Source organism: Pseudomonas sp. HMWF032, assembly GCF_003060885.1.
Taxonomy (GTDB): domain Bacteria; phylum Pseudomonadota; class Gammaproteobacteria; order Pseudomonadales; family Pseudomonadaceae; genus Aquipseudomonas.
Window position 1 is genome coordinate 110,209 of the sequence record NZ_QAIG01000004.1, and the last position, 21,390, is coordinate 131,598.

The window sequence follows — 21,390 nt, forward strand, 5'->3', positions numbered from 1 at the left end:
TCAGTGCTTGCGCCAAGTATTAAGCAAATTCAGCTTGAGTTAAGTCGTGTGCAGTAACTTGGACTCCGTCGAAAGCCAACTCCATTAAGGAATCTGAACATGAAAACACTGACTGCTGTATGTGCCGCTGCTGCTCTGACTTTGACTGCCGGCCTCGTTCAAGCCCGTGACCTGGGCCCGGATGAAGCACTCAAACTGCGTGACGCCGGTACCATTCAATCCTTCGAAAAACTCAATGCCGCCGCTCTGGCGCTGCATCCAGGCAGCACTACTGAAGACACCGAGCTGGAAGAAGAGTACGGCCGCTACATCTATCAGGTTGAAGTTCGCGACGCCCAGGGCGTGCAGTGGGACATCGAGCTGGATGCCACTAACGCACAAGTTCTGAAGAACCAACGAGACGATTGATGAACACCACTGCCTGGGCTGCACGCGCACTTCTGGCCAGCCTGCTGCTGACGTTGACGTTCGGCAGCAGTGCGCGCGACCTGGATCAGGATGAAGCATTACGCCTGCGCCGTGAGGGGCTGATTCTGCCCCTTGAGCAGCTAATGCAAGCAGCTTTGCAGCGTCATCCCGGTGCGGTTTTGCTGGAAGTCGAGCTGGAGGAGGAAGACGGTGTACTGGTTTACGAAGTCGAACTGGTGACGGCGCAGGGCATCGTGCGTGAGCTGGAGTTGCACGCCAGCACTGGTGAAGTACTTAAGGACGAGGTGGAGGACTGAATGCGCCTACTGCTGGTTGAAGATCATGTCCCCCTGGCTGATGAGCTGCTGGCAAGTCTGACCCGTCAGGGGTATGCGGTGGACTGGTTGGCCGACGGCCGTGATGCCGCCTATCAGGGCGCGACCGAACCCTATGACTTGATCATTCTTGACCTTGGTTTGCCTGGCAAGCCGGGGCTTGAAGTGTTGCAGGAGTGGCGAACTGGCGGCCTTGCCACACCGGTATTGATCCTCACTGCGCGCGGCTCCTGGGCGGAGCGTATTGAAGGGCTCAAGGCGGGTGCCGATGATTACCTGAGCAAGCCGTTTCACCCGGAAGAGCTGCAACTGCGTATTCAGTCGCTGTTGCGCCGCGCCCGGGGTTTGGCTAATCAGCCGCAACTGGAAGCGGCGGGTCTGCAGCTTGACGAAAGTCGGCAAACCGTTAGTCGCAATGGTCATGAAGTGCAGCTAACCGCTGCCGAATTCCGCCTGTTGCGCTATTTCATGCTGCATGCGGGGCAATTGCTGTCCAAGAGCCACCTGGCCGAGCACCTGTATGACGGTGAAAGCGAACGCGATTCGAATGTTATTGAAGTGCACGTCAATCACCTGCGACGCAAATTAGGGCGTGAAATCATTGAAACACGCCGCGGGCAGGGCTATCGCTTCAACGGTGACACCGCTTGAAGTCCATCCAGCGGCGTTTGAGCCTGGGCCTCATCAGTGTGGTATTGGTGATCGGCCTGTTGCTGGCGCAAGGCAGCCTCTGGCTGTTTGACCGCAGCCTGCGTGGTTACATCCAGACCACCCTGCAAGATGAGGCTCAGACGTTGCTGGGAGCCTTTGCACGCGGCCCCAATGGCCTGCAACTGGATGATCGCCGCCTTAGCGCCGCTTACAAACGCCCTTATTCAGGACTGTATTTTCGTATCGACTTTGCCGAGCAGACCTGGCGCTCACGTTCGCTTTGGGATCGCGACCTGCAACGCGTCGATCAGCCAGGGTTGCAGGATGAATTGGGTGACGGGCCGCAAGGCCAGTTGTGGTTGATCTATCGTGCCGACTATCAGCGCTATGGCCAGCTGATCGTGATTCAGGTGGCCCGTGATTACACCCCTATCCTTAACAGTTTCAGTCAGGTGCAGAAAGTTATTCTCGGCCTGGGCATCGCCGCACTGATACTGATGCTGCTGCTACAACGCCTGATTGTCGGCCGTGCCTTGCGCCCGTTGGAGCAGACGCGGCAACAGATCATGCAGCTGCAGCAGGGCCAGCGTAGTCAGCTGGATCAGCAGGTGCCACTGGAGCTGGAGCCGCTGGTAGCACAGATCAACCACCTGCTGAGCCATACCGAAGACACCCTCAAACGCTCGCGCAATGCGTTGGGCAATTTGGGACATGCACTAAAAACACCCTTGGCGGTGTTGGTCAGCCTGGCTGGCCGGGAAGAACTCAAGCAGTTGCCAGAACTACGCGAGAGCCTCAACGGCCAGCTGCAACAGATCGAGCAACGCATCGCCCGTGAACTGGGCCGCGCGCGTCTGGCTGGCGAAGCGTTGCCTGGGGCTCATTTCGATTGTGCCCGCGAGTTGCCGGAACTTATCTCCACCCTGGCGATGATCCATGGCAACCACTTGGAGCTGAGCTGGCGGGCCGAGCCCGGATTGCGTTTGCCCTGGGACCGCGAGGACCTGCTGGAACTGCTGGGCAATCTGTTGGACAACGCCTGCAAATGGGCCGACAGCCAGGTACAGCTGCACATCAGTTGCCAGGGTGAGGTGTATCAACTGAGTGTCGAGGATGACGGACCGGGTATCGAAGCCGCGCAACGAGAGGAGGTCCTCAGTCGTGGCAATCGTCTGGATGAGCAGGTGACCGGGCATGGCCTGGGCCTGGGGATTGTGCGCGATATCGTTGATGCCTGGGGGGGGCAGTTGCAGCTGGCGGACAGCGCCTTGGGCGGTTTACAGGTTACCGTGACGCTGCCCGCTACGCGTGCCTGAATTACTCAGGCATGCGTTTGCAGCACTTACATGCCGTTGGCAAACGCCGGGTTGCTCATGTCGATGCTGTCTCGCACTGGACGTAGGGCATCGGCATATTTGGCCAGAATGCCCAGCTCGTAATCGATGCGGGCATGCAGGCGGTGGTCGTCTTCGCTGCTTGGCTCAGGTGTGTTCAGCACCTTTTCGACGCCGCGCACAATCAGGTGTTCGGGCAAGTAGCAAAGGCGGCAGTTCTTGTAGCTGGAGGCGCGCAATTCGCTGATCGGGTAAGCACCACCCACTCCCGACGAGACACCCACCAGCAGTCCGGGCTTGTGCGCCAGCTCAGCCTTGCTGGCATAAATAAAGAAGTTCTTGATGGCTGGGCAGGCCATGCCATTCCACTCAGGCGAAATGATCACGACGGCATCGGCAGCGGCCAGTTGCTTGCTGTAAAGCCCCCATGGACCTGTATCGTCGGCGGGCCAGAGCGGCAATGGGGCGAGGCCAAGATCAATCACATTGCTCTGCGCATCATCGCTGTAACCCAACTGAATCAGGCGTTGGCGCAAGAAGCGGGCGACCTTACCCGATTGGCTGTTACTGCGGCTGGAGCCGGCCACCAGAGCGATATTGAGCATCGTGTACCTCTTTTTACGAGTTATAAATGAAAAACGCAGGCTAACGATTGCAAGCCTGCGTCACAAGGAAGAAGCCGCCAGTGTGGCGGTCCGATGGTGTCACGCCTGACGATCAGACGCGAAACTGATCCATCAGACTCTGCTGGTGGTTGGCCAGTTTGTTAAGGCCTTGGCTGATTTTTGCCGACTCATCGGCCTGGGAGGAAATCGACTCGGTGACATCACGGATCGAGGCCACGTTGCGATTGATTTCCTCGGCCACCGAACTTTGCTCTTCAGCAGCGCTGGCGATCTGCAGGTTCATGTCGGTAATCACGCTGACCGCCTGGCTGATGCGCTGCAGCACGGCCACAGCCTGTCCCACCTGTTCGACGCTGCCCTGGGCCTGGCGATGGCTGCTGTGCATGGTGCTGACCACTTCCTTGGTGCCACTTTGCAAGCCTTCGATCACCTGACGGATTTCTTCCACCGAATCCTGGGTACGTTTGGCCAGGTTGCGCACTTCATCCGCCACCACGGCAAAACCTCGGCCGGCTTCACCTGCTCGGGCCGCTTCAATGGCTGCGTTCAGAGCCAAGAGGTTGGTCTGCTCGGCGATTGAACGGATGACTTCGAGTACCGAACCAATCTTCTCACTGCTATTGGCCAGACCTTCAACTTCCTGCATGGCAACGTTCATTTCGTTGGCCAGAAGTTCAATGGTCGAGGTGGTCTTACTGATGACACCCATGCCTTCACGGCTGGCGAGGTCAGCCGTACGAGCCGCTTCGGCCGCCTGTGCAGCATTGTGTGCTACGTCCTGTGCCGTGGCGCTCATTTCCTGGAAGGCAGTGGCCACCTGATCAACTTCGCGGTATTGCTGTTGCATGCCATTGCTGGTTTGACTGGCAATTAACGCTGATTGGTCAGCCGTGCTGCGTGCATCCTGAACACTGCGTTTGACGTCGGCGATAATCGGTTGCAGCTTGTCGAGGAATCGGTTGAACCAGCTGGCCAGTTCGCCCAGTTCATCCTGCTTGGCATACTCCAGGCGGCGGGTCAGGTCGCCTTCACCGCTGGCGATGTTTTTCAGCATGGCCGCTACACCGAGAATCGGACGTGTAACCCCCAGCGCCGTGAGCCAGATCAGCAGGATGCCAATCACCCCTGCTACCAGGCCAATCCCGAGAGACACGGCGGTGTTGCGCGTGGCGTCTTCATCCATCTGTGCTTCCAGGCGCGCGGCAGGTTCAAGGAGTACGCTTTCGGGTACTTCGAGTAATACACCCCAGGGTTTGCTGCCGGGGATCGGTAAAAGCGGCTCCAGAAACTGCAGTGTGCCTTGGTGGTACATGACTTTGGAGGTGTTGCTGGCCAGGACGCTGAGCATTTCAGTATGTTGCTCAGAAAATGCAGCTGCCAGCTTGCCTCCCAGCAGGCTGCTGTCACGGCTGTGTCCGGCAAGTAGCCCGGCCGGGCTGATAATGCTGACATGGCCGGCACCATCAAACAGGCCGGCATTGGCACTGTTGCTGAGTTCTTGCAGGCTGGCAAGGCTGATATCGACGCCCAGAACACCGATCACCTTGTCACCCTGAATCAGCGGGAAGGCGATGCTGGTCATCAGCGTTTTCACCCCATCGGTGTCATCCCAATAGGGATCAAGCAAGCACACCTGACGGCTTTCCTTTGGGCAGGTGTACCAGGCGTTATAGGGTGCGCCACTGATTCCGGGTGTCGTGTCGTTGAGGTTGTCCTCTTTCATGGCCTCGGCACTCAGCTCGCCGTTGTCATCCTGCGACCAATAAATCGAGAAGCGGCCTTTGTCATTACTGCCGAGATTGTCCTGATCGATAAACAGCTCATCTTTGCCATCCAGGGCGTTCGGTTCAAAGACCGTATAGATGCCGAGCAGGCTACGGTTGGCTTGCAACGACGTACGGATCTGTCGGGTGAGGTCTTCACGCAAATCAAAAGCGTCAAGAAAGCGCTTTTCTGCTTGTTCGCGAATAAACAGAATCTGAGAAGCAGCGCCGCGTCCGTATTGGTAGGCATCCATGAAGTAGCGCTGCATGTGCAAGGCCTGCGACTGACCGCGCGCCTCCATTCGCAGTTGTGCAGACTCATCCAGCATTGCTGAACTTGCCTTTTTCACCAGGTCGGCACTGCGTGAGGTCTGGATCATTGACGCAGAAACCAACACTGCGACAACGACCAGCAGGCACAAGCCAGCTAGTAGGGTGATTTTCAACTGAATCGAGAGTCGGCTGAACAACATTTTCAGGACCTTCTGGAAAGTGGCGAGGCTTGACCGCCTATCGGCGGGTGGACGTATTTCTTTAAGAGTAAAAGTAGGCAATAACTCAGCAGTTTGCAGGCCAGTGCAAACCGCCATGCAAGCTTATACGGAATTATTAACGCACTGTATGAAATATTTTACGGCTGTTTTGACAGCTTGGTCAGCATTGTGCAGAGTACGCGCCCTTCGCCGAGCCGGCGCAGCATCCAGAGAAGGTCGAAACCTTCGCGGACCTATTTAAATTGCGGGAGTAAATCGATGAACGCAGTCGTTGCGGCAGTGGGGATCATGTTGATTCTCAGCTTGTGCCGCGTGCATGTGGTTGTAGCCCTGATCGTTGGGGCATTGGCAGGCGGCCTGCTCGGTGGTTTGGGTATTGAAGGTTCGCTGACAGCCTTTAATAAAGGCTTGGGTGGTGGTGCTACCGTTGCGCTGTCCTACGCCTTGTTGGGTGCTTTTGCCGTGGCGATTGCCAAGTCAGGCTTGGCCCATGCCTTGGCAGATAAAGCTCTCTCCATGGTCAGTAAGCAGGATGTCAAAGGCGCTGGTCTGCTCAAGTGGCTGCTGATTGCACTGTTGTTGGCAGTGGCGATTTCCTCGCAGAACATTCTGCCGATTCACATCGCCTTTATTCCGCTGCTGGTGCCGCCGCTGTTGTATGTGCTGAGCAAGCTGCAACTCGACCGTCGTTTGATCGCCTGCGTGCTCACCTTCGGCCTGATTACCCCTTATATGTTCCTGCCGGTGGGTTTTGGCGGGATTTTCCTAAATGACATTTTGTTAGCCAACGTGGCTGGCGCTGGTGTGGATACCGCTGGTCTGGATGTGACCAAGGCCATGGCCATACCCGCGCTGGGCATGTTGTTCGGGCTAGTGGTGGCCCTGTTCAGCTACCGCAAGAAGCGCGTGTATGACCTGAGCAAGATCGAGCAGGTGGAGCGCGCTGATGTTGCCTACAACCCCTTGAGCCTGCTGGTGGCCGGTGTGGCGATTGTAGCGGCGTTCGTTGTGCAGCTGTGGCTGGACTCGATGATTATCGGTGCTCTGGTCGGTTTCATCATTTTCTCGGTGTCCGGAGTTGTGCGCTGGAAAGAGGCTGATGGTCTGTTTACCGAGGGCATGAAAATGATGGCGATGATCGGCTTTATCATGATCGCAGCCGCCGGTTTTGCCGAAGTGATGAAGGCCACCGGCGAAGTGAAAAGTCTGGTCGACAGCTCCGCTGAACTGATTGGCCATGACAAGGCACTGGGTGCGCTGCTAATGCTGCTGGTCGGCCTGCTGGTGACCATGGGCATCGGTTCGTCGTTCTCCACGGTGCCTATCATTGCAGCGATTTTCGTGCCGCTGGGTCTGCAGCTCGGCTTCAGCCCCCTGGCCATTGTGAGCATCGTCGGCACTGCTGGTGCACTGGGGGATGCGGGTTCACCCGCCTCCGATTCGACCCTCGGGCCAACCGCGGGGCTGAATGTCGATGGCCAGCACAATCATATATGGGATAGCGTGGTACCGACCTTCCTGCACTACAACCTGCCACTGCTGGTATTTGGTTGGGCAGCAGCTATGGTGATTTGACCGGAGTAATGAGCGTCTGCTGCGCGATAGCTTCAGACGGGTCAACTTTTCAGCGGGGCTACCGATATACCGGTAGCCCCGTTTTATTTCGTTCTACTGCCAAGCAAGGATCTGCCTGATGCGCCTTACCCTGAAGTCAAAAGTCGTGCTACTTGCACTGATCCCCGTGGTGCTGTTTGCCTTGGTGCTCAGTGGGGCTGCCGCCAAGGTGTTACAGAACCTGGCCGCCCAGGAAGTTGAAGAAACCCGCGAGCGCCTGCTGCAGGAAAGCCGTAACGAGTTGCAGCATTATGTGCAGATCGCGCTGGGTTCGGTGCAGACCTTATATGACGGTGCCGCGCAAGGCGATATGGCCAGCCGTGAGCAGGCCGTGGCGATCCTGTCGAAGATCAAGTTCGGCAAGGACGGCTACTTCTTCGGTCACGACTCCAACGTGGTGCGCCTGTTCCGCGGTGACAGCCCAGTGGATGTGGGCAAGAGCCTGACAGATCGCCGCGACCCGAATGGCGTCTACATCAACCGTGAACTGGTGAATGTCGCCAAGAACAACACGTATTACGTCAACTACAGCTCACCGCTGCCGACTGATGAATCAGTACTGGTGCCGAAAATGGCCTACAGCTACTACCTGCCCAAATGGGACATGGCGCTGGGTACCGCAATCAACCTCGATGGTGTTGAGGCGCAGATTGCCCAGGTACAGGATGAGATTGATGAGCGCATCAGCACCATCATTACCAGCATCATGGTAATTGCTGCCGTGCTACTGGTTGTTTTCGGGATTGTCGGTGTGGTGCTGAGCAACACCTTCTTGCGTCCGTTGCAGCAGATTAAGGACAACCTGGATGACATTGCCGCCGGTGAGGGTGATTTGACCCATCGTCTACCGATCAATGGTGATGATGAGCTTGGCCAGTTGGCGGGTTCGTTCAACCGTTTTGTCGAGAAGATCCACGGCCTGGTTCGGCAAATTGTTGAAATGACCGGTCAGCTGACCGAACTGGTCAGTCAGGTGTCAGCCCAAGCCCAACGCTCCGAACAGGCCATGGATCATCAGCGTCATGAGACCGATCAGGTGGCGACAGCAATCAATGAGATGTCCGCTGCGGCCCATGAAGTTGCGCAAAGCGCCCAGGGTGCTGCAGAGGCGGCGCAGAAGACCGACACCGAAGGCCAAGCAGCAAAAAAGGTGGTCGATGGCAGCATCGAGCGCATTCACACGTTGGTGCAGGACATCCGCAACAGTGGCGTGTCCCTCGACACCCTGCAGAAAGACGTGTCATCGATTGTCAGTGTGCTCGATGTGATTCGCTCCATCGCTGAACAGACCAACCTGCTGGCACTTAACGCCGCCATCGAGGCTGCACGGGCCGGTGAAGCGGGGCGCGGCTTTGCCGTAGTCGCCGATGAGGTGAGGGCGCTCGCCAGTCGTACGCAGCAGAGCACTCAGGAAATCCAGGGCATGATCGATCGCTTGCAGAAGGGTACCCAGGACGCCGTGACCGCGATGCGCCGCTCCAGCGATGCCGGTGATGTCACCAGTGAGCAGGCCAACCGCGCCGGCACATCGCTGGATGCCATCGCGCAGTTGATCGGCACTATCAACGCGATGAACGCGCAAATTGCCAGCGCTGCCGAGGAGCAAACCGCCGTGGCCGAAGAGATCAACCGCAGCGTGCACAAGATTGCTGTCGCGGTGGACAGTGTTGCCGATGAGACTCAGCAAGGGGCGCAGACTGCACGAAATCTAGCGGGCCTGGGCGAGCGACTTGGGGCGCTGGTACGTCAATTTCGCATCTAGTGCTGCCACGTTGTGGTGGCAGCGGGCAGGGATTAATTCTGCATGCTGGCCTTGTCTAGATCAGTAAGCCTGCTCGCGTGCGCTTTGGAAGTTTGGCCACCACTAATTGGTGGGAGCGGGTCAGCAAGGTGTGCAACTCCTCATCGCTCATTGGATAGGGAGCAGCCATGCTGATCCAGTGGGCCCGAGCCAGGTAGGGCGCAGGGCGAATGCCCGGACGGTCGCAGAAACCGAGAAACAGATCGTCTTCCACCTTGAAAGCCAAGCCGTCCTGCCTATCAAGGTGGAAGAGGGCGAACATTTTGTTTCCCGCAACTGAAAAAACCTGCACACCACCCCATTTAATGTCTTCACGAGCACCCGGCAGGCTCAGGCAAAGTACTGTGATCTGTTCGCGCGTCATATTCGGGGTCTCTGGGGTTATTCGCGGTAGAAAACCTGCACCAGATGGTAGCCAAATTGGCTTTTCACCGGCCCATGTACTTCACGCACCGGCTTTTTGAAGATCACCTGATCGATGGCGCGCACCATCTGACCTGGACGCACCTCACCCAGATCGCCGCCTTTCTTGCCGGAGGGACAGGTCGAATATTTGCGCGCCAGTATGTCAAATGCTTCGCCGGCGGCAATGCGCTTTTTCAGCGCGGCGGCTTCTGCTTCGGTTTTCACCAGAATGTGGCGGGCCATTGCCTTAGCCATGACGGGTTCCTCGGATTTGGATGGATATATTGTGCCAGTATTATCAGCCGCTTAGCGCCTAAGAGCCTGTTCAATGTGCTGTTGCGCGTCGGCCCTGAGGGGTTAAGAACAGGACTCTAGCTCGTGAGCCTTTGAGCGGACTCTGGCAGGGGCGCTTCCGAATTTCTCGGGAGCGATGCGTAATCTTGGCCTAACGTAATACATCCAACTCGCGGGAAGTCTCGTTATGGACCTCAATGCCATGCTGAAAATCCTGTCCAGCCAGGACGGGTCCGACCTTTATCTTTCCACTGGGGCGCCACCCTGCGCCAAATTCAATGGTGTACTCAAGGCACTCAGCGCCGAACCGCTTAAGTCCGGGGAAGTAGCGGACATCGCCGCCTCGGTGATGGATAGCGCGCAGCGTGAGGAGTTTGAGCGAGAGCTGGAAATGAACCTGGCCATCTCGATTGCCGGAGTTGGGCGCTTTCGTATCAATATCTTCAAGCAGCGCAATGAAGTGTCGATCGTGGCGCGCAATATCAAGATGGACATTCCCAAGTTCGAAGACCTCAAGCTGCCCGAGGTGCTGCTCAAGACGGTGATGGAGAAACGCGGCCTGGTGTTGTTTGTCGGCGGTACCGGTTCTGGTAAATCCACGTCCTTGGCCGCGTTGATCGACTACCGCAACCGCAACAGCGGTGGGCACATCATCACCATCGAAGACCCGGTGGAGTATGTGCACAAGCACAAGAAATCGATCATCAATCAGCGTGAAGTGGGCGTGGACACGCGCAGTTTCCACGCCGCGTTGAAGAACACCCTGCGCCAAGCACCGGATGTGATTTTGATCGGCGAAATCCGCGACCGCGAGACCATGGAGCATGCTCTGGCGTTTGCCGATACCGGACACCTGGCCATCTCCACATTGCATGCGAACAACGCCAACCAGGCGCTAGACCGTATCATCAACTTCTTTCCGGAAGACCGTCGCCCGCAGTTGCTCAATGACCTGGGCAACAACCTCAAGGCGTTCGTCTCCCAGCGCCTGGTCAAAACCATCGATGGCAAGCGCCGCGCCGCTGTGGAAGTGCTACTGGGTACGCCGACCATTCGTGACTTGATTAAGCGCAACGAGTTTTCCGAGATCAAGGAAATCATGGAAAAGTCGAAAAACCTCGGCATGCAGACCTTTGATCAGGCGCTGATCGACCTGGTCAACGATGGCTCGATTGATGAAGAAGAGGCGGTGAAAAACGCCGATTCGGCGAACAACGTACGCCTCAAGCTCAAACTCTACCGCGATAACCCAGGAGCTTCCGCGCCTGCCGCTGCTCCCGCACCAGTGGTGGCTGCACCGACACAGGCTGCGCCTGTGGCACCCGCAGCGTCGGCGGGAGAGTGGGGGCTGGAATTGAAGCTGGAAGATATCGAAGAGGAGCAGCAGCCTGAGGACCCTGGACGCAAAGGTATTTGAACACTGGCGGCGACAGAGCTGCTTGCCTTTAACGTTCGGGGCGGTAGGTGTCCTGGATACGCTGGATCATGCCTTCGGCGCGTAGCCCTTCGACTGCCTTGCGCAGATTTTCCTGCAACTGCGCATCGCAGTCTTTCGAGCAGGCCAGGTAAAGATCGGTGCTGTCCAACACAGGGCTCATCTGCAATCTGTTGTCGCTTTTGTGCCACTGATACAACCCTTCCGGCACCCCGGCGAACCAGGCATCGACGCGCTTTAGCTCGAGCATGCGCGCGGGGTTATCGCCCAACTTCAGGCTGACAATCTGTTCATCGGTAAAGCCTTGATCCTTGAGTATTTCCATTTGCGCGGTGCCCATGCCGACGGCGACACGCCGGTAACGCTTACGTGCTTCGGCAAAGTCAGCCACTGGCGCGTCGAGGCTGAAGAAGGCGCGTTCAAGCGGCGCAATTGGCGCAATCCAGGTGTACAGTGCTTCGCGCTCCGGCGTGCGTGAAAGCGGGATGATCAGCATATTCTGCCCGCGACTAACGCGCTGCTGCGCACGAAGCCAGGGTGTTACATGGATATGACTGAGATACCCCGCGCGGGAAATGGCGGCCAATGCCACATCGCCGACCATGCCATAGCCGCCCTGGAAGCTGGCAAAGGTCAGCGGCGGCGCGTCCGGCATATGCAGCTCCAGCGGCTCCTGTGCTGTTACGCTCAGGCTCAGCGAGGGGAGCAATACGACGAGACAGATCCAGCGCACAGCCACGGCAGCACTCCAGCAACGACTGGTATGGAGTATAAGCACTGCGTGTCGGTCTTGGCTGGAGTTTTGGTGCTTCAGTCCCGTAGTTCCGCCAGGTCGCGGTACAACTCCAACGCCTTTGGATTAGCCAGGGCGTCGGTGTTTTTCACCGGTTTGCCGTGCACCACGTTGCGCACCGCCAACTCGACGATTTTGCCGCTGATGGTGCGCGGGATATCCGCCACGGCGATGATCTTGGCCGGCACATGGCGCGGCGTGGTGTTGGCGCGGATGACCTGCCGGATCTGTGCCTGCAGGGCATCGTCAAGCACCATGCCCTCGCGCAGGCGCACAAACAGCACCACCCGCACATCATCCTCCCACGCCTGACCGATGGCGATGGACTCCAGCACAGCTTCGACCTTTTCCACCTGGCGGTATATTTCCGCGGTGCCGATGCGCACGCCGCCGGGGTTGAGTACCGCGTCACTGCGGCCGTGAATCACCAGCCCATTGTGCTCAGTGATTTCGGCGTAATCACCGTGAGCCCAGATGCCGGGGAAGGTCTCAAAGTAGGCCGCCCGGAACTTGCTGCCATCGTCATCCTTCCAGAAACCCACCGGCATTGAGGGAAAGTGCTGTGCGCAAACCAGTTCGCCTTTTTCGCCGCTGACCGCGGTACCTGCGTCGTTCCACACCTGCACGTCCATGCCCAAGCCCTTGCATTGCAGCTCACCGCGCCACACCGGCAGCACCGGGTTGCCGAGGGCGAAGCAGGAGACGATGTCGGTGCCGCCGGAGATCGATGACAGGCAGAGATCGGCTTTGATCGCGCGGTAGACGTACTCGAAGCTTTCGTGGGACAGCGGCGAGCCGGTCGACAGAATCGCCTTAAGACGCTGCAGGCTGTGTGTTTGAGTGGGCTTGGCACCGGCTTTTTCCAGCGCCGCGAGAAACTTGGCGCTGGTACCGAAGATGCTGATGTTTTCCGCATCGATCAGGTCAATCAAACGTTCGGCCCCAGGATGGAAGGGCGAACCGTCAAACAGCACCAGCGTCGCGCCCAGCGCTAATCCTGAGACCAGCCAGTTCCACATCATCCAACCGCAGGTGGTGTAGTAAAACAGCGTGTCATCGCGGGTCAGGTCAGTGTGCAGGCCGAGTTCTTTGGCGTGCTGCAGCAAGGTGCCGCCGGTGCCGTGCACGATGCACTTGGGCACGCCGGTGGTGCCGCTGGAATAGAGGATATACAGCGGGTGATTGAAGGCTACCTGGGTGAATTCGGGTTCGCCGCCGGCCTGGTAGAAGTCCTGCCACAACAAAACTTTGGCCTCCGAGTGGAAGTCGGCAGCGTTGGCCTGGGCATTGGAGTAGGGCACCACAATCAACTGCTCAAGCGAGGGCAGCCGTTCGAGAATTTCGTTGAGCTTGGCCGTCAGGTCCAGGCTCTTGCCGGCGTAGCGGTAACCGGCGGCGGCGATCAATACCTTGGGTTCAATCTGGCCGAAGCGGTCGATCACCCCCTGCGTGCCGAAGTCGGGTGAGCAGCTCGACCAGGTGGCGCCCAGGCTGCTGGCAGCCAGCATGCCGACCACCGTCTGCCAGGTATTGGGCATAAAGGCGGCAACCCTGTCGCCGATACCGACGCCAGCGGCACGCAGGCTGCATTGCAGGCCGGCGACATGGGCGGCCAGTTGGGCATAGCTCAGTTGTTCGCGGCTGCCATCTTCGCCAATTGCGATCAGAGCAGGATGGTGATCGCGGCGACGCAGCAGATGTTCTGCAAAGTTCAGCGTTGCACCGGGAAACCAGTGGGCGCTGGGCATGGCGCTGCCTTCTTGCAGTACGACCTCGGGCTGTGCACTAAAACGGATCTCGAAGAACTCGACAATCGCCTGCCAGAAGCTTTCACGCTGTTCCACGCTCCAGACATGCAGCGCCGGATAGTCGGCCAGTTGCAGGCTGTGGCGCTGATTGACGAAGCGGCGGAAGCCGTCCATCCGGGTGGTGGTGATACGTTCCTTGGAGGGGGTCCACAAGGGCTGTTGCATGTCGGTTCCTCATTCGGCAGGTGCCGTAATTCTTGTTGTGCCGAGCTGTTGCGCCTGGCCGATGGCACGCTAGCCTACTGGTCGCAGACGGCCTTGACCTGTAGCGCCCCTTATTGCTCGGTTGCCGACCTGGCGGCTGTTGTAGCGGTTTTGCACCGAAGGCAGGGCCGGCGCGCTGTATCTGGGGCTCTGGCTTTACAGGCTGTAAACAAAACCTGACGGGGTGGGGCGGGCACGGTCAAGCATCGTCCGTCACTCGATCCAAATGGCGGACAAACCTTCGGCATGTCCACCCTACGCGCTAGCCAGTTTTGCCCGCGCTACCCGAGAGCCATTGGGTTTATCCAGCACGGCGCAAATGCGCTGGCCGGCGGCGATCAGCCGGCCCATATCAATACCGGTTTCGATGCCCAGGCCTTCAAGCAGGTACAGCACATCCTCTGTGGCGACATTGCCAGTGGCGCCTTTGGCGTAAGGGCAGCCGCCGAGACCGGCAACCGAGCTGTCGAAGACACTGATACCTTCCAAGAGGCTCGCATAGATATTGGCCAAAGCCTGACCGTAGGTGTCGTGAAAGTGCCCGGCCAGCAGATTACGTGGCACTTCGCGGCCGACCACGTTGAGCAGGTGACGGGTAGCTCCGGCAGTGCCGGCACCTATGGTGTCGCCCAGGGAAACCTCATAGCAGCCCATGGCATACAGCTCACGGGCCACGCTGGCGACTTGCTCTGCTGGCACGCTGCCGTCATAGGGGCAGCCCAGTACGCAGGAGACATAACCGCGCACGCGGATGCCATGCTGCTTGGCGGCGTCCATCACCGGGACAAAGCGCTCCAGGCTTTCGCGGATCGAACAGTTGATATTCTTCTGCGAGAAGGCTTCCGACGCGGCAGCAAACACCGCCACTTCGCGCACGCCGGCTTCCAACGCGCCTTCAAAGCCTTTCAGATTGGGTGCCAGGGCGGCGTAGGTAATACCCGGCAACTGCTGAATCTGAGCAAACACCTCAGCGGAACCCGCCATCTGAGGTACCCACTTGGGCGAAACAAAGCTGCCCACCTCGATGTAGCGCAGGCCAGCAGCGGACAGGTCATCGATCAGGCGCACCTTGTCGGCCACGCTGATCGGCTGTTTCTCATTCTGCAAACCGTCACGCGGGCCGACTTCGACCAGGCGGACGTGATTGGGTATGTTCATGCATCTTCTCCGTAGGGTGGATCGGGGCGCGCAGCTGCCGCTTTACCCATCCTCCATGCCCCTTCGTTGTGTATTTCAAGGTGGACATAAACAGCGATGTCCACCCTACGCACTGTGCTTGCCCGCGATAAAGGTGTTGCGACCGGTGGGCGACGCTTTAGCGGCGCGCTTTTGATCGCTGTTGTCGCGGCTAAAGCCCCTCCCACCTATCCGCTATGCGCCGGCCTCTTCCAGCTCCACCAGCACAGTCCCTTCGCTGACCATCTCGCCTTCGCGGCAATACAGCGCCTTGACCGTGCCGGCCTGTGGCGCGCGGATGCTGTGTTCCATCTTCATCGCTTCCAGCACCACCAGCGCGGTGCCGGCTTCTACATGCTGGCCGGCTTCTACCAGCACCCGCACGATGCTGCCGTTCATGGGGGCGGTAAGGCCGCCGTGTTGCTGATGGCTGGCTTCGACCTCGGCAATCGGGTCATAGAGGCTGACCGCCTGCAACGCGCCCGCATAGTGCAGATACAGGCAATCGCCACGGCGAATGGCGCGGTGTTGCTGACGCAGACCGTCACGCTCGACGTGCAACTGCTCACCGTGCAGGTGCATGGCAGAAGGTGCCGCATGGCGCAGGCGAACCACCTGACGCTCATTCTGGCAACTCAGGTGCAGATCGATTTCAGCCGGTAAACCCAGGCGCAGGCCGTTGTTGTGCGTCCAGGGTGAGTGACAGTCGTCGTGGCGCTGCAGTGGCGCTTCGCTCTGCACAAAGGCCTCGGCAGCCAGTTGCCAGAATTCGGCCGGCAACTCGCTCACAGGCGGCAGCAGTTGGGCTTCATGGCGCGGGATAAAGCCGGTATCCAACTCCGCTTTGGCAAAGGCCGGATGGGCCAGTACACGTTGCAGGAACGCCAGGTTGGTTTTAACACCGCCGACGCAGGTTTCCTTGAGCATGGCCAGCAGGCGCAGCCTTGCTTCCTCGCGGTTTGCGCCCCAGGCGATCAGCTTGCCGAGCATCGGGTCATAGAACGGCGAGACTTCATCACCTTCGGTCACGCCGCTGTCGACCCGGCGGCCTGGGCCTGCATCAGCTTCGCGGTACAGCGCCAGGGTGCCGGTAGCAGGCAGAAAATCGTTATCCGGGTCTTCGGCGTACAGGCGCACTTCGATGGCGTGGCCCATCAGCGGCACCTGTTCTTGAGTGATCGGCAGTGCCTCGCCGCGGGCGACGCGAATCTGCCAGGCCACCAGATCCAGGCCGGTAATCAGCTCGGTGACTGGGTGTTCGACCTGCAGGCGAGTGTTCATCTCCATAAAGAAGAAGTCACCACGCTCATCCAGCAGGAACTCCACGGTGCCTGCGCCGACATAACCGATGGCTTGCGCCGCCTTGACGGCCGCTTCGCCCATGGCGCGGCGCAGTTCGGCTGACAGCCCCGGAGCCGGCGCTTCTTCGACGACCTTCTGGTGGCGACGCTGGATCGAGCAATCGCGCTCATTCAAGTACAGACAGTTGCCGTGCGAGTCCGCAAACACCTGAATTTCCACATGGCGTGGCTTGAGGACGTATTTTTCCACCAGCATGCGCGCGTCGCCGAACGAGGACTGCGCTTCGCGTTGGGCGCTGGCCAGGGCCTCGGCCAGCTCGCTTTCACGCTCAACCACCTTCATGCCTTTGCCACCGCCACCGGCAGCGGCTTTCAGCAGCACCGGATAACCAATCTGCTCAGCCGCCACGCGGAAGGTTTCAACATCCTGCGCTTCGCCGTGATAGCCCGGCACCAGCGGTACTCCGGCGGCTTCCATCAGCGCTTTGGCGGCGGACTTGCTGCCCATGGCGTCGATGGCCGCGGCGGGTGGGCCGAGGAAGATCAAGCCGGCAGCTTCGATGGCGCGGGCAAAACCGGCGTTTTCCGAAAGAAAACCATAACCGGGATGGATCGCCTGAGCACCGCTAGCCTTGGCCGCAGCGATCAGCGCATCAATACGCAGGTAGCTGTCCGCCGGCTTGGCACCGCCCAGATTCACCGCCAGATCGGCTTCACGCACATGGCGGGCGTTGGCGTCGATGGCGCTGTGTACCGCCACGGTCTGGATGCCCATGGCTTTGGCCGTGCGCATCACCCGGCAAGCGATTTCACCACGGTTGGCCACCAGCAGGGTGTCGATAGGCTTAAGACTCATGCTTGCGGCTCCTGCCAGGCGGGCTTGCGTTTATCCAGAAAGGCGCGCAGACCTTCCTGACCTTCAGCGCTGACGCGGATGCGAGCGATGGCGTTTTCTGTGTAACGGCGCAGCGCTGGGGTGAGCACACCGCTGCCGACTTCACGCAGTAAATCCTTGCTCGCCAGCATCGCTTGCGGGCTGTTGAGCAGCAGCGTGTCGACCCACTCGACCACGGCCTGATCCAGGGCATCGGCGGCATAGCATTCGGCAAACAGCCCCAGTTCCTGAGCATGCTCACCGCTAAAACGCTCGGCGGTCAGGGCATAGCGCCGCGCGGCGCGCTCGCCAATCGCCTGCACGACAAAGGGGCTGATGACCGCCGGTGCCAAACCGATGCGCACTTCGGACAGGCACAGCTGGGCGTCAACGGTGCCGATGGCCATGTCGCAGCAGCTGATCAAACCGAGTGCGCCGCCAAAAGCTGCGCCTTGCACCACGGCCAGAGTCGGGATCTTCAGCTGATACAGGTTGTGCATCAGCTCGGCCAGCTCACGGGAGTCGGCGAGGTTAGCGTTGTAGTCCAGGGTCGCCGCGTGCTGCATCCAGGCCAGGTCGGCGCCGGCGGAGAAGTGCTTACCGCGGCCGCGCAACAGCAGGAAGCGCAGGCTTTTGTCGGCCATCACCGCGTCGAGGGCGAGAATCAGCTCGCGGATCATCTCGGCGTTAAAGGCGTTGTTCTTGTCCGCACGGTTGAGCCAGAGGGTGGCAAAGCCGCGTGGGTCTGTTTGCAGTTCGATGGTGTTGAAGTCGGTCATGGTCTGTCGCTCTAGAATCCGGGGCAGGGCGCTGCCTTACATGCGGAACACGCCAAAGGTGGTCGGCTCGATCGGCGCGTTAAGGCTGGCGGACAACGCCAGGCCCAAGATGTCGCGGGTTTGCGCCGGGTCGATCACGCCGTCATCCCACAGGCGGGCGCTGGAGTAGTAAGGGTGGCCCTGGCGCTCATACTGTTCGAGGATCGGCTGCTTGAGCTTGGCTTCATCCTCGGCAGAGAAGCTCTGCCCGGCGCGGGCGGCTTGTTCATGTTTGACCTGCACCAACACGCCGGCGGCCTGTTCGGCGCCCATCACGCCAATGCGCGCATTCGGCCACATCCACAGGAAGCGTGGGTCATAGGCACGGCCACACATGCCATAGTTACCGGCACCGAAGCTGCCGCCGATGATCACGGTGAATTTAGGCACCTTGGCGCAGGCCACGGCGTTGACCAGCTTGGCGCCGTGTTTGGCGATGCCGCCGGATTCGTACTTCTGCCCGACCATAAAGCCGGTGATGTTCTGCAGGAACAGCAAAGGAATGCCGCGCTGGCAGGCCAGCTCGATAAAGTGCGCGCCTTTCTGCGCGGACTCGGCGAACAAAATGCCGTTATTGGCGAGGATCGCCACCGGATAGCCGTGGATATGCGCAAAGCCGCAAACTAAGGTAGCGCCAAACAGTGCCTTGAACTCATCGAATACGCTGCCATCGACAGTGCGGGCGATGACTTCACGCACATCGAAGGGCTGCTTGGCGTCCGCTGGAATCACCCCGTACAGCTCTTCGCCGCTGTACAGGGGGTTGATCGGCGCACGGTTGTTCAGCACGCCGAGCTTGCGCCAGTTCAGATTGGCGATGCTACGGCGGGCCAGGGCCAGGGCGTGTTCGTCGTTGTCGGCATAATGGTCGGCCACGCCGCTGGTCTTGCAGTGCACATCGGCGCCGCCAAGATCTTCGGCGCTGACCACCTCACCGGTGGCGGCTTTTACCAGCGGCGGGCCGGCCAGGAAGATGGTGGCCTGGTTGCGCACCATGATTGCTTCATCGGCCATGGCCGGCACGTAGGCGCCGCCAGCGGTGCAGGAGCCCATGACCACGGCGATCTGCGGGATGCCCATGGCGCTCATGTTGGCCTGATTGAAGAAGATCCGCCCGAAGTGCTCGCGGTCCGGAAACACTTCATCCTGACGCGGCAGGTTGGCGCCGCCTGAGTCCACCAGGTAGATGCACGGCAAGCGGTTCTGCTGGGCGATGCTTTGTGCGCGTAGGTGCTTTTTCACCGTCAGCGGGTAATAGCTGCCACCTTTCACCGTGGCGTCGTTGGCCACGATCATGCATTCGACACCCTCGACCCGACCGATACCGGCGACCACGCCAGCGGCGGGTACATCCTCGCCATAGACCTCATAGGCGGCCAGTTGGCCGATTTCGAGGAAGGGCGAGCCGATATCCAGCAGGCGATTGATGCGTTCCCGTGGCAGTAACTTACCCCGTGAGGTGTGGCGCTCCTGAGCCTTGGCACCGCCGCCTTCGTGGACGCGGGCGAGCAGGGCGCGCAGGTCGTTTACCTGGCTAAGCATCGCCGCGCTGTTGGCAGCGAACTCCGGCGAACGGCTGTTGATCTGGGTGTGCAGAATGGCCATCTGGCGCGCTCCGTCAGGCTATTTGGTTTCGTTGAACAGCTCGCGGCCGATCAGCATGCGGCGGATCTCGCTGGTGCCCGCGCCGATCTCATAGAGCTTGGCGTCACGCAGCAAACGGCCGGCTGGGTACTCGTTGGTGTAGCCGTTACCGCCGAGCAGCTGGATGGTGTCCAGCGCCATCTTGGTGGCCATCTCGGCGGTGTAGAGGATCACGGCGGCGGCGTCCTTGCGCGATTCTTCGCCGCGATCGCAAGCCTTGGCGACGTTGTACAGGTAGGACTTGGAGGCGTTCATGCCGGCGTACATGTCGGCCAGCTTGCCCTGCACCAGCTGGAATTCGCCGATCGACTGCTTGAACTGCTGGCGCTCGTGCACGTAGGGCAGGACCACGTCCATGCAGGCGCTCATGATCCCGGTGGGGCCGCCGGAGAGCACGGTGCGCTCGTAGTCCAGGCCGCTCATCAGCACGCGCACGCCGGCACCCTCGGCGCCGAGGATGTTCTCCTCTGGCACTTCGCAGTCCTCGAACAGCAGTTCGCAGGTGTTGGAGCCGCGCATGCCGAGCTTGTCCAGCTTTTGGTGGCGGGAGAACCCCTTGTAGTCACGCTCGACGATAAAGGCGGTCATGCCGCGCGAGCCGGCGTTGAGGTCGGTCTTGGCGTAGATCACGTAGGTGTGGGCGTCGGGGCCGTTGGTGATCCACATCTTGTTGCCATTCAACACGTAGCGGTCGCCACGTTTCTCGGCGCGCAGTTTCATCGACACCACGTCAGAGCCGGCATTCGGCTCGCTCATAGCCAGGGCGCCGATGTGCTCGCCGGAGCACAGCTTGGGCAGGTATTTGGCCTTCTGCTCATGAGTGCCGTTCTTGCGGATCTGGTTCAGGCACAGGTTGGAGTGCGCGCCATAGGACAAGCCGACTGAGGCCGAGGCGCGGCTGATTTCCTCCATCGCCACCACATGCGCCAGGTAACCCATGTTGGTGCCGCCGTATTCCTCTTCCACGGTCATGCCAAGCAGGCCCATGTCGCCAAACTTGCGCCACATGTCCATGGGGAACTCGTTGTCGCGGTCGATCTGCGCGGCACGCGGGGACAGCTCGGCCTGAGCGAAATGGTGCACCGAGTCGCGCAGCATGTCGATGGTCTCGCCGAGACCGAAGTTGAGGGTTGGGTAGCTCATGGTTCCACCTGTAATTGTTCGAATTAAGTTCAGGAGATAACGCTATGTTTTAAATAGTTTTAGCGAGTGCCGCTAAGCAACGCTCTTCGGCGGTATCCAGCTCCAGCTGCATCTGCTCGATGTCCAGTAACTGTTGCTGCAACTGGGCGCGCCGTTCGGCGATCTTGGCCATAAAGGTGTGCAATTGCTTGTGGTTGCCATGCGCCGGGTCGTAGAGCTCGATGAGTTCCTTGCATTCGGCGAGGGAAAAACCAATGCGCTTGCCGCGCAGAATCAGCTTGAGTGCGACTTTGTCTTTGGCGCTGTAGATACGCTCCTGACCGCGACGCTCGGGGCTGAGCATGCCTTGCTCTTCGTAAAAACGAATGGCGCGGGTGGTGATATCCAGCTCGCGGGCCAAGTCTGAGATGGAGTAGGTGATTGCTGACATCAGCAGATGCCCCTTGGTTACCTTTACGTTAACGTAATC

General features: G+C 59.5%; 17 protein-coding genes and 4 pseudogenes. 8 read left to right on the forward strand and 13 right to left on the reverse strand.

Annotated features, from left to right (window positions below):
* Nucleotides 1-99: 99 nt before the first annotated feature.
* The 4 genes from DBR00_RS02160 to DBR00_RS02175 are packed head-to-tail and all read left to right on the forward strand — an operon-like array spanning nucleotide 100 to nucleotide 2,710.
* The gene (locus tag DBR00_RS02160; protein WP_108487998.1) at nucleotides 100-408 is read left to right on the forward strand and encodes a PepSY domain-containing protein; all 309 of its coding nucleotides are present in this window, start codon (nucleotides 100-102) and stop codon (nucleotides 406-408) included.
* Nucleotides 408-725, forward strand: a complete 318-nt coding sequence (locus tag DBR00_RS02165; protein ID WP_108487999.1) for a PepSY domain-containing protein — start codon at nucleotides 408-410, stop codon at nucleotides 723-725. The genes DBR00_RS02160 and DBR00_RS02165 overlap by 1 nt, the downstream gene beginning before the upstream one ends.
* On the forward strand, nucleotides 726-1,394 hold the full coding sequence (locus DBR00_RS02170) for a response regulator transcription factor (protein ID WP_108488000.1): 669 nt from the start codon (nucleotides 726-728) through the stop codon (nucleotides 1,392-1,394).
* Nucleotides 1,391-2,710, forward strand: coding sequence for a sensor histidine kinase (locus tag DBR00_RS02175; RefSeq protein WP_108488001.1), 1,320 nt, complete (start codon nucleotides 1,391-1,393; stop codon nucleotides 2,708-2,710). The genes DBR00_RS02170 and DBR00_RS02175 overlap by 4 nt, the downstream gene beginning before the upstream one ends.
* A 26-nt stretch (nucleotides 2,711-2,736) precedes the next feature.
* Here DBR00_RS02175 and DBR00_RS02180 read toward each other — a convergent pair whose 3' ends face one another.
* The 3 genes and pseudogenes from DBR00_RS02180 to DBR00_RS21360 all read right to left on the reverse strand — a co-directional run.
* Complete coding sequence (locus DBR00_RS02180) at nucleotides 2,737-3,333, reverse strand: NADPH-dependent FMN reductase (protein WP_108488002.1); 597 nt, start codon at nucleotides 3,331-3,333, stop codon at nucleotides 2,737-2,739.
* A 112-nt stretch (nucleotides 3,334-3,445) separates the two neighbouring features.
* On the reverse strand, nucleotides 3,446-4,201 hold the full coding sequence (locus tag DBR00_RS21355) for a methyl-accepting chemotaxis protein (protein WP_371920612.1): 756 nt from the start codon (nucleotides 4,199-4,201) through the stop codon (nucleotides 3,446-3,448).
* Nucleotides 4,202-4,303: 102 nt separating this feature from the next.
* A pseudogene (locus tag DBR00_RS21360) lies at nucleotides 4,304-5,707 on the reverse strand (HAMP domain-containing protein); the annotation flags it as partial.
* Nucleotides 5,708-5,869: 162 nt separating this feature from the next.
* Between DBR00_RS21360 and DBR00_RS02190 the strand changes: the two are divergent.
* The 3 genes and pseudogenes from DBR00_RS02190 to DBR00_RS21370 form a co-directional block, all read left to right on the forward strand.
* Nucleotides 5,870-7,186, forward strand: coding sequence for a Na+/H+ antiporter family protein (locus tag DBR00_RS02190; RefSeq protein ID WP_108488004.1), 1,317 nt, complete (start codon nucleotides 5,870-5,872; stop codon nucleotides 7,184-7,186).
* Nucleotides 7,187-7,304: 118 nt separating this feature from the next.
* Nucleotides 7,305-7,856 (forward strand): annotated as a pseudogene (locus DBR00_RS21365) (cache domain-containing protein); the annotation flags it as partial.
* A 114-nt stretch (nucleotides 7,857-7,970) separates the two neighbouring features.
* A pseudogene (locus DBR00_RS21370) lies at nucleotides 7,971-8,987 on the forward strand (methyl-accepting chemotaxis protein); the annotation flags it as partial.
* Between the two features lie 55 nt (nucleotides 8,988-9,042).
* Here DBR00_RS21370 and DBR00_RS02200 read toward each other — a convergent pair.
* Both DBR00_RS02200 and DBR00_RS02205 read right to left on the reverse strand, forming a co-directional pair.
* A complete protein-coding gene (locus DBR00_RS02200) occupies nucleotides 9,043-9,390 on the reverse strand; it encodes an MmcQ/YjbR family DNA-binding protein (RefSeq protein WP_108488006.1) in 348 nt (115 codons plus the stop codon).
* A 17-nt stretch (nucleotides 9,391-9,407) separates the two neighbouring features.
* Nucleotides 9,408-9,686 (reverse strand): peptidylprolyl isomerase, encoded by a 279-nt coding sequence (locus tag DBR00_RS02205; RefSeq protein WP_108488007.1) that lies wholly within the window; start codon nucleotides 9,684-9,686, stop codon nucleotides 9,408-9,410.
* 226 nt (nucleotides 9,687-9,912) lie between these two features.
* Here DBR00_RS02205 and DBR00_RS02210 point away from each other — a divergent pair, with 226 nt between their 5' ends.
* Entirely contained in the window at nucleotides 9,913-11,142 is a 1,230-nt protein-coding gene (locus tag DBR00_RS02210; protein WP_177479874.1) for a PilT/PilU family type 4a pilus ATPase, read from the forward strand.
* Between the two features lie 28 nt (nucleotides 11,143-11,170).
* On the opposite strand, the gene DBR00_RS02215 is transcribed toward DBR00_RS02210, so the two are convergent.
* From DBR00_RS02215 to DBR00_RS02250, 8 genes and pseudogenes are all read right to left on the reverse strand, one after another.
* Entirely contained in the window at nucleotides 11,171-11,899 is a 729-nt protein-coding gene (locus DBR00_RS02215; protein WP_256582906.1) for an ABC transporter substrate-binding protein, read from the reverse strand.
* A gap of 71 nt (nucleotides 11,900-11,970) precedes the next feature.
* On the reverse strand, nucleotides 11,971-13,926 hold the full coding sequence (locus tag DBR00_RS02220) for an acetoacetate--CoA ligase (protein WP_108538006.1): 1,956 nt from the start codon (nucleotides 13,924-13,926) through the stop codon (nucleotides 11,971-11,973).
* A gap of 294 nt (nucleotides 13,927-14,220) precedes the next feature.
* Nucleotides 14,221-15,123 (reverse strand): hydroxymethylglutaryl-CoA lyase, encoded by a 903-nt coding sequence (locus tag DBR00_RS02225; RefSeq protein ID WP_108489001.1) that lies wholly within the window; start codon nucleotides 15,121-15,123, stop codon nucleotides 14,221-14,223.
* Between the two features lie 213 nt (nucleotides 15,124-15,336).
* Complete coding sequence (locus DBR00_RS02230; protein ID WP_108489000.1) at nucleotides 15,337-17,298, reverse strand: acetyl/propionyl/methylcrotonyl-CoA carboxylase subunit alpha; 1,962 nt, start codon at nucleotides 17,296-17,298, stop codon at nucleotides 15,337-15,339.
* Nucleotides 17,295-18,095 (reverse strand): gamma-carboxygeranoyl-CoA hydratase, encoded by an 801-nt coding sequence (locus DBR00_RS02235; RefSeq protein ID WP_108488999.1) that lies wholly within the window; start codon nucleotides 18,093-18,095, stop codon nucleotides 17,295-17,297. Before DBR00_RS02235 ends, DBR00_RS02230 begins: the two co-directional genes overlap by 4 nt.
* 36 nt (nucleotides 18,096-18,131) lie before the next feature.
* Nucleotides 18,132-19,739: a carboxyl transferase domain-containing protein gene (locus DBR00_RS02240; RefSeq protein ID WP_108488998.1), complete on the reverse strand. Its 1,608-nt coding sequence runs from the start codon at nucleotides 19,737-19,739 to the stop codon at nucleotides 18,132-18,134.
* Between the two features lie 18 nt (nucleotides 19,740-19,757).
* Nucleotides 19,758-20,921, reverse strand: coding sequence for an isovaleryl-CoA dehydrogenase (locus DBR00_RS02245; protein ID WP_108488997.1), 1,164 nt, complete (start codon nucleotides 20,919-20,921; stop codon nucleotides 19,758-19,760).
* 29 nt (nucleotides 20,922-20,950) lie between these two features.
* A pseudogene (locus tag DBR00_RS02250) lies at nucleotides 20,951-21,351 on the reverse strand (MerR family DNA-binding transcriptional regulator).
* Between the last annotated feature and the right edge of the window lie 39 nt (nucleotides 21,352-21,390).

What these genes read in the sequence shown, in the direction of transcription:
- DBR00_RS02160 (WP_108487998.1), top strand. Translation starts at nt 100, where the DNA reads ATGAAAACACTGACTGCTGTATGTGCCGCTGCTGCTCTGACTTTGACT.
- DBR00_RS02180 (WP_108488002.1), bottom strand. Translation starts at nt 3,333, where the DNA reads ATGCTCAATATCGCTCTGGTGGCCGGCTCCAGCCGCAGTAACAGCCAA.
- DBR00_RS02190 (WP_108488004.1), top strand. Translation starts at nt 5,870, where the DNA reads ATGAACGCAGTCGTTGCGGCAGTGGGGATCATGTTGATTCTCAGCTTG.
- DBR00_RS02165 (WP_108487999.1), top strand. Translation starts at nt 408, where the DNA reads ATGAACACCACTGCCTGGGCTGCACGCGCACTTCTGGCCAGCCTGCTG.
- DBR00_RS02245 (WP_108488997.1), bottom strand. Translation starts at nt 20,921, where the DNA reads ATGAGCTACCCAACCCTCAACTTCGGTCTCGGCGAGACCATCGACATG.
- DBR00_RS02205 (WP_108488007.1), bottom strand. Translation starts at nt 9,686, where the DNA reads ATGGCTAAGGCAATGGCCCGCCACATTCTGGTGAAAACCGAAGCAGAA.
- DBR00_RS02235 (WP_108488999.1), bottom strand. Translation starts at nt 18,095, where the DNA reads ATGACCGACTTCAACACCATCGAACTGCAAACAGACCCACGCGGCTTT.
- DBR00_RS02220 (WP_108538006.1), bottom strand. Translation starts at nt 13,926, where the DNA reads ATGCAACAGCCCTTGTGGACCCCCTCCAAGGAACGTATCACCACCACC.
- DBR00_RS02170 (WP_108488000.1), top strand. Translation starts at nt 726, where the DNA reads ATGCGCCTACTGCTGGTTGAAGATCATGTCCCCCTGGCTGATGAGCTG.
- DBR00_RS02225 (WP_108489001.1), bottom strand. Translation starts at nt 15,123, where the DNA reads ATGAACATACCCAATCACGTCCGCCTGGTCGAAGTCGGCCCGCGTGAC.
- DBR00_RS02210 (WP_177479874.1), top strand. Translation starts at nt 9,913, where the DNA reads ATGGACCTCAATGCCATGCTGAAAATCCTGTCCAGCCAGGACGGGTCC.
- DBR00_RS02200 (WP_108488006.1), bottom strand. Translation starts at nt 9,390, where the DNA reads ATGACGCGCGAACAGATCACAGTACTTTGCCTGAGCCTGCCGGGTGCT.
- DBR00_RS02240 (WP_108488998.1), bottom strand. Translation starts at nt 19,739, where the DNA reads ATGGCCATTCTGCACACCCAGATCAACAGCCGTTCGCCGGAGTTCGCT.
- DBR00_RS02230 (WP_108489000.1), bottom strand. Translation starts at nt 17,298, where the DNA reads ATGAGTCTTAAGCCTATCGACACCCTGCTGGTGGCCAACCGTGGTGAA.
- DBR00_RS21355 (WP_371920612.1), bottom strand. Translation starts at nt 4,201, where the DNA reads ATGCAACAGCAATACCGCGAAGTTGATCAGGTGGCCACTGCCTTCCAG.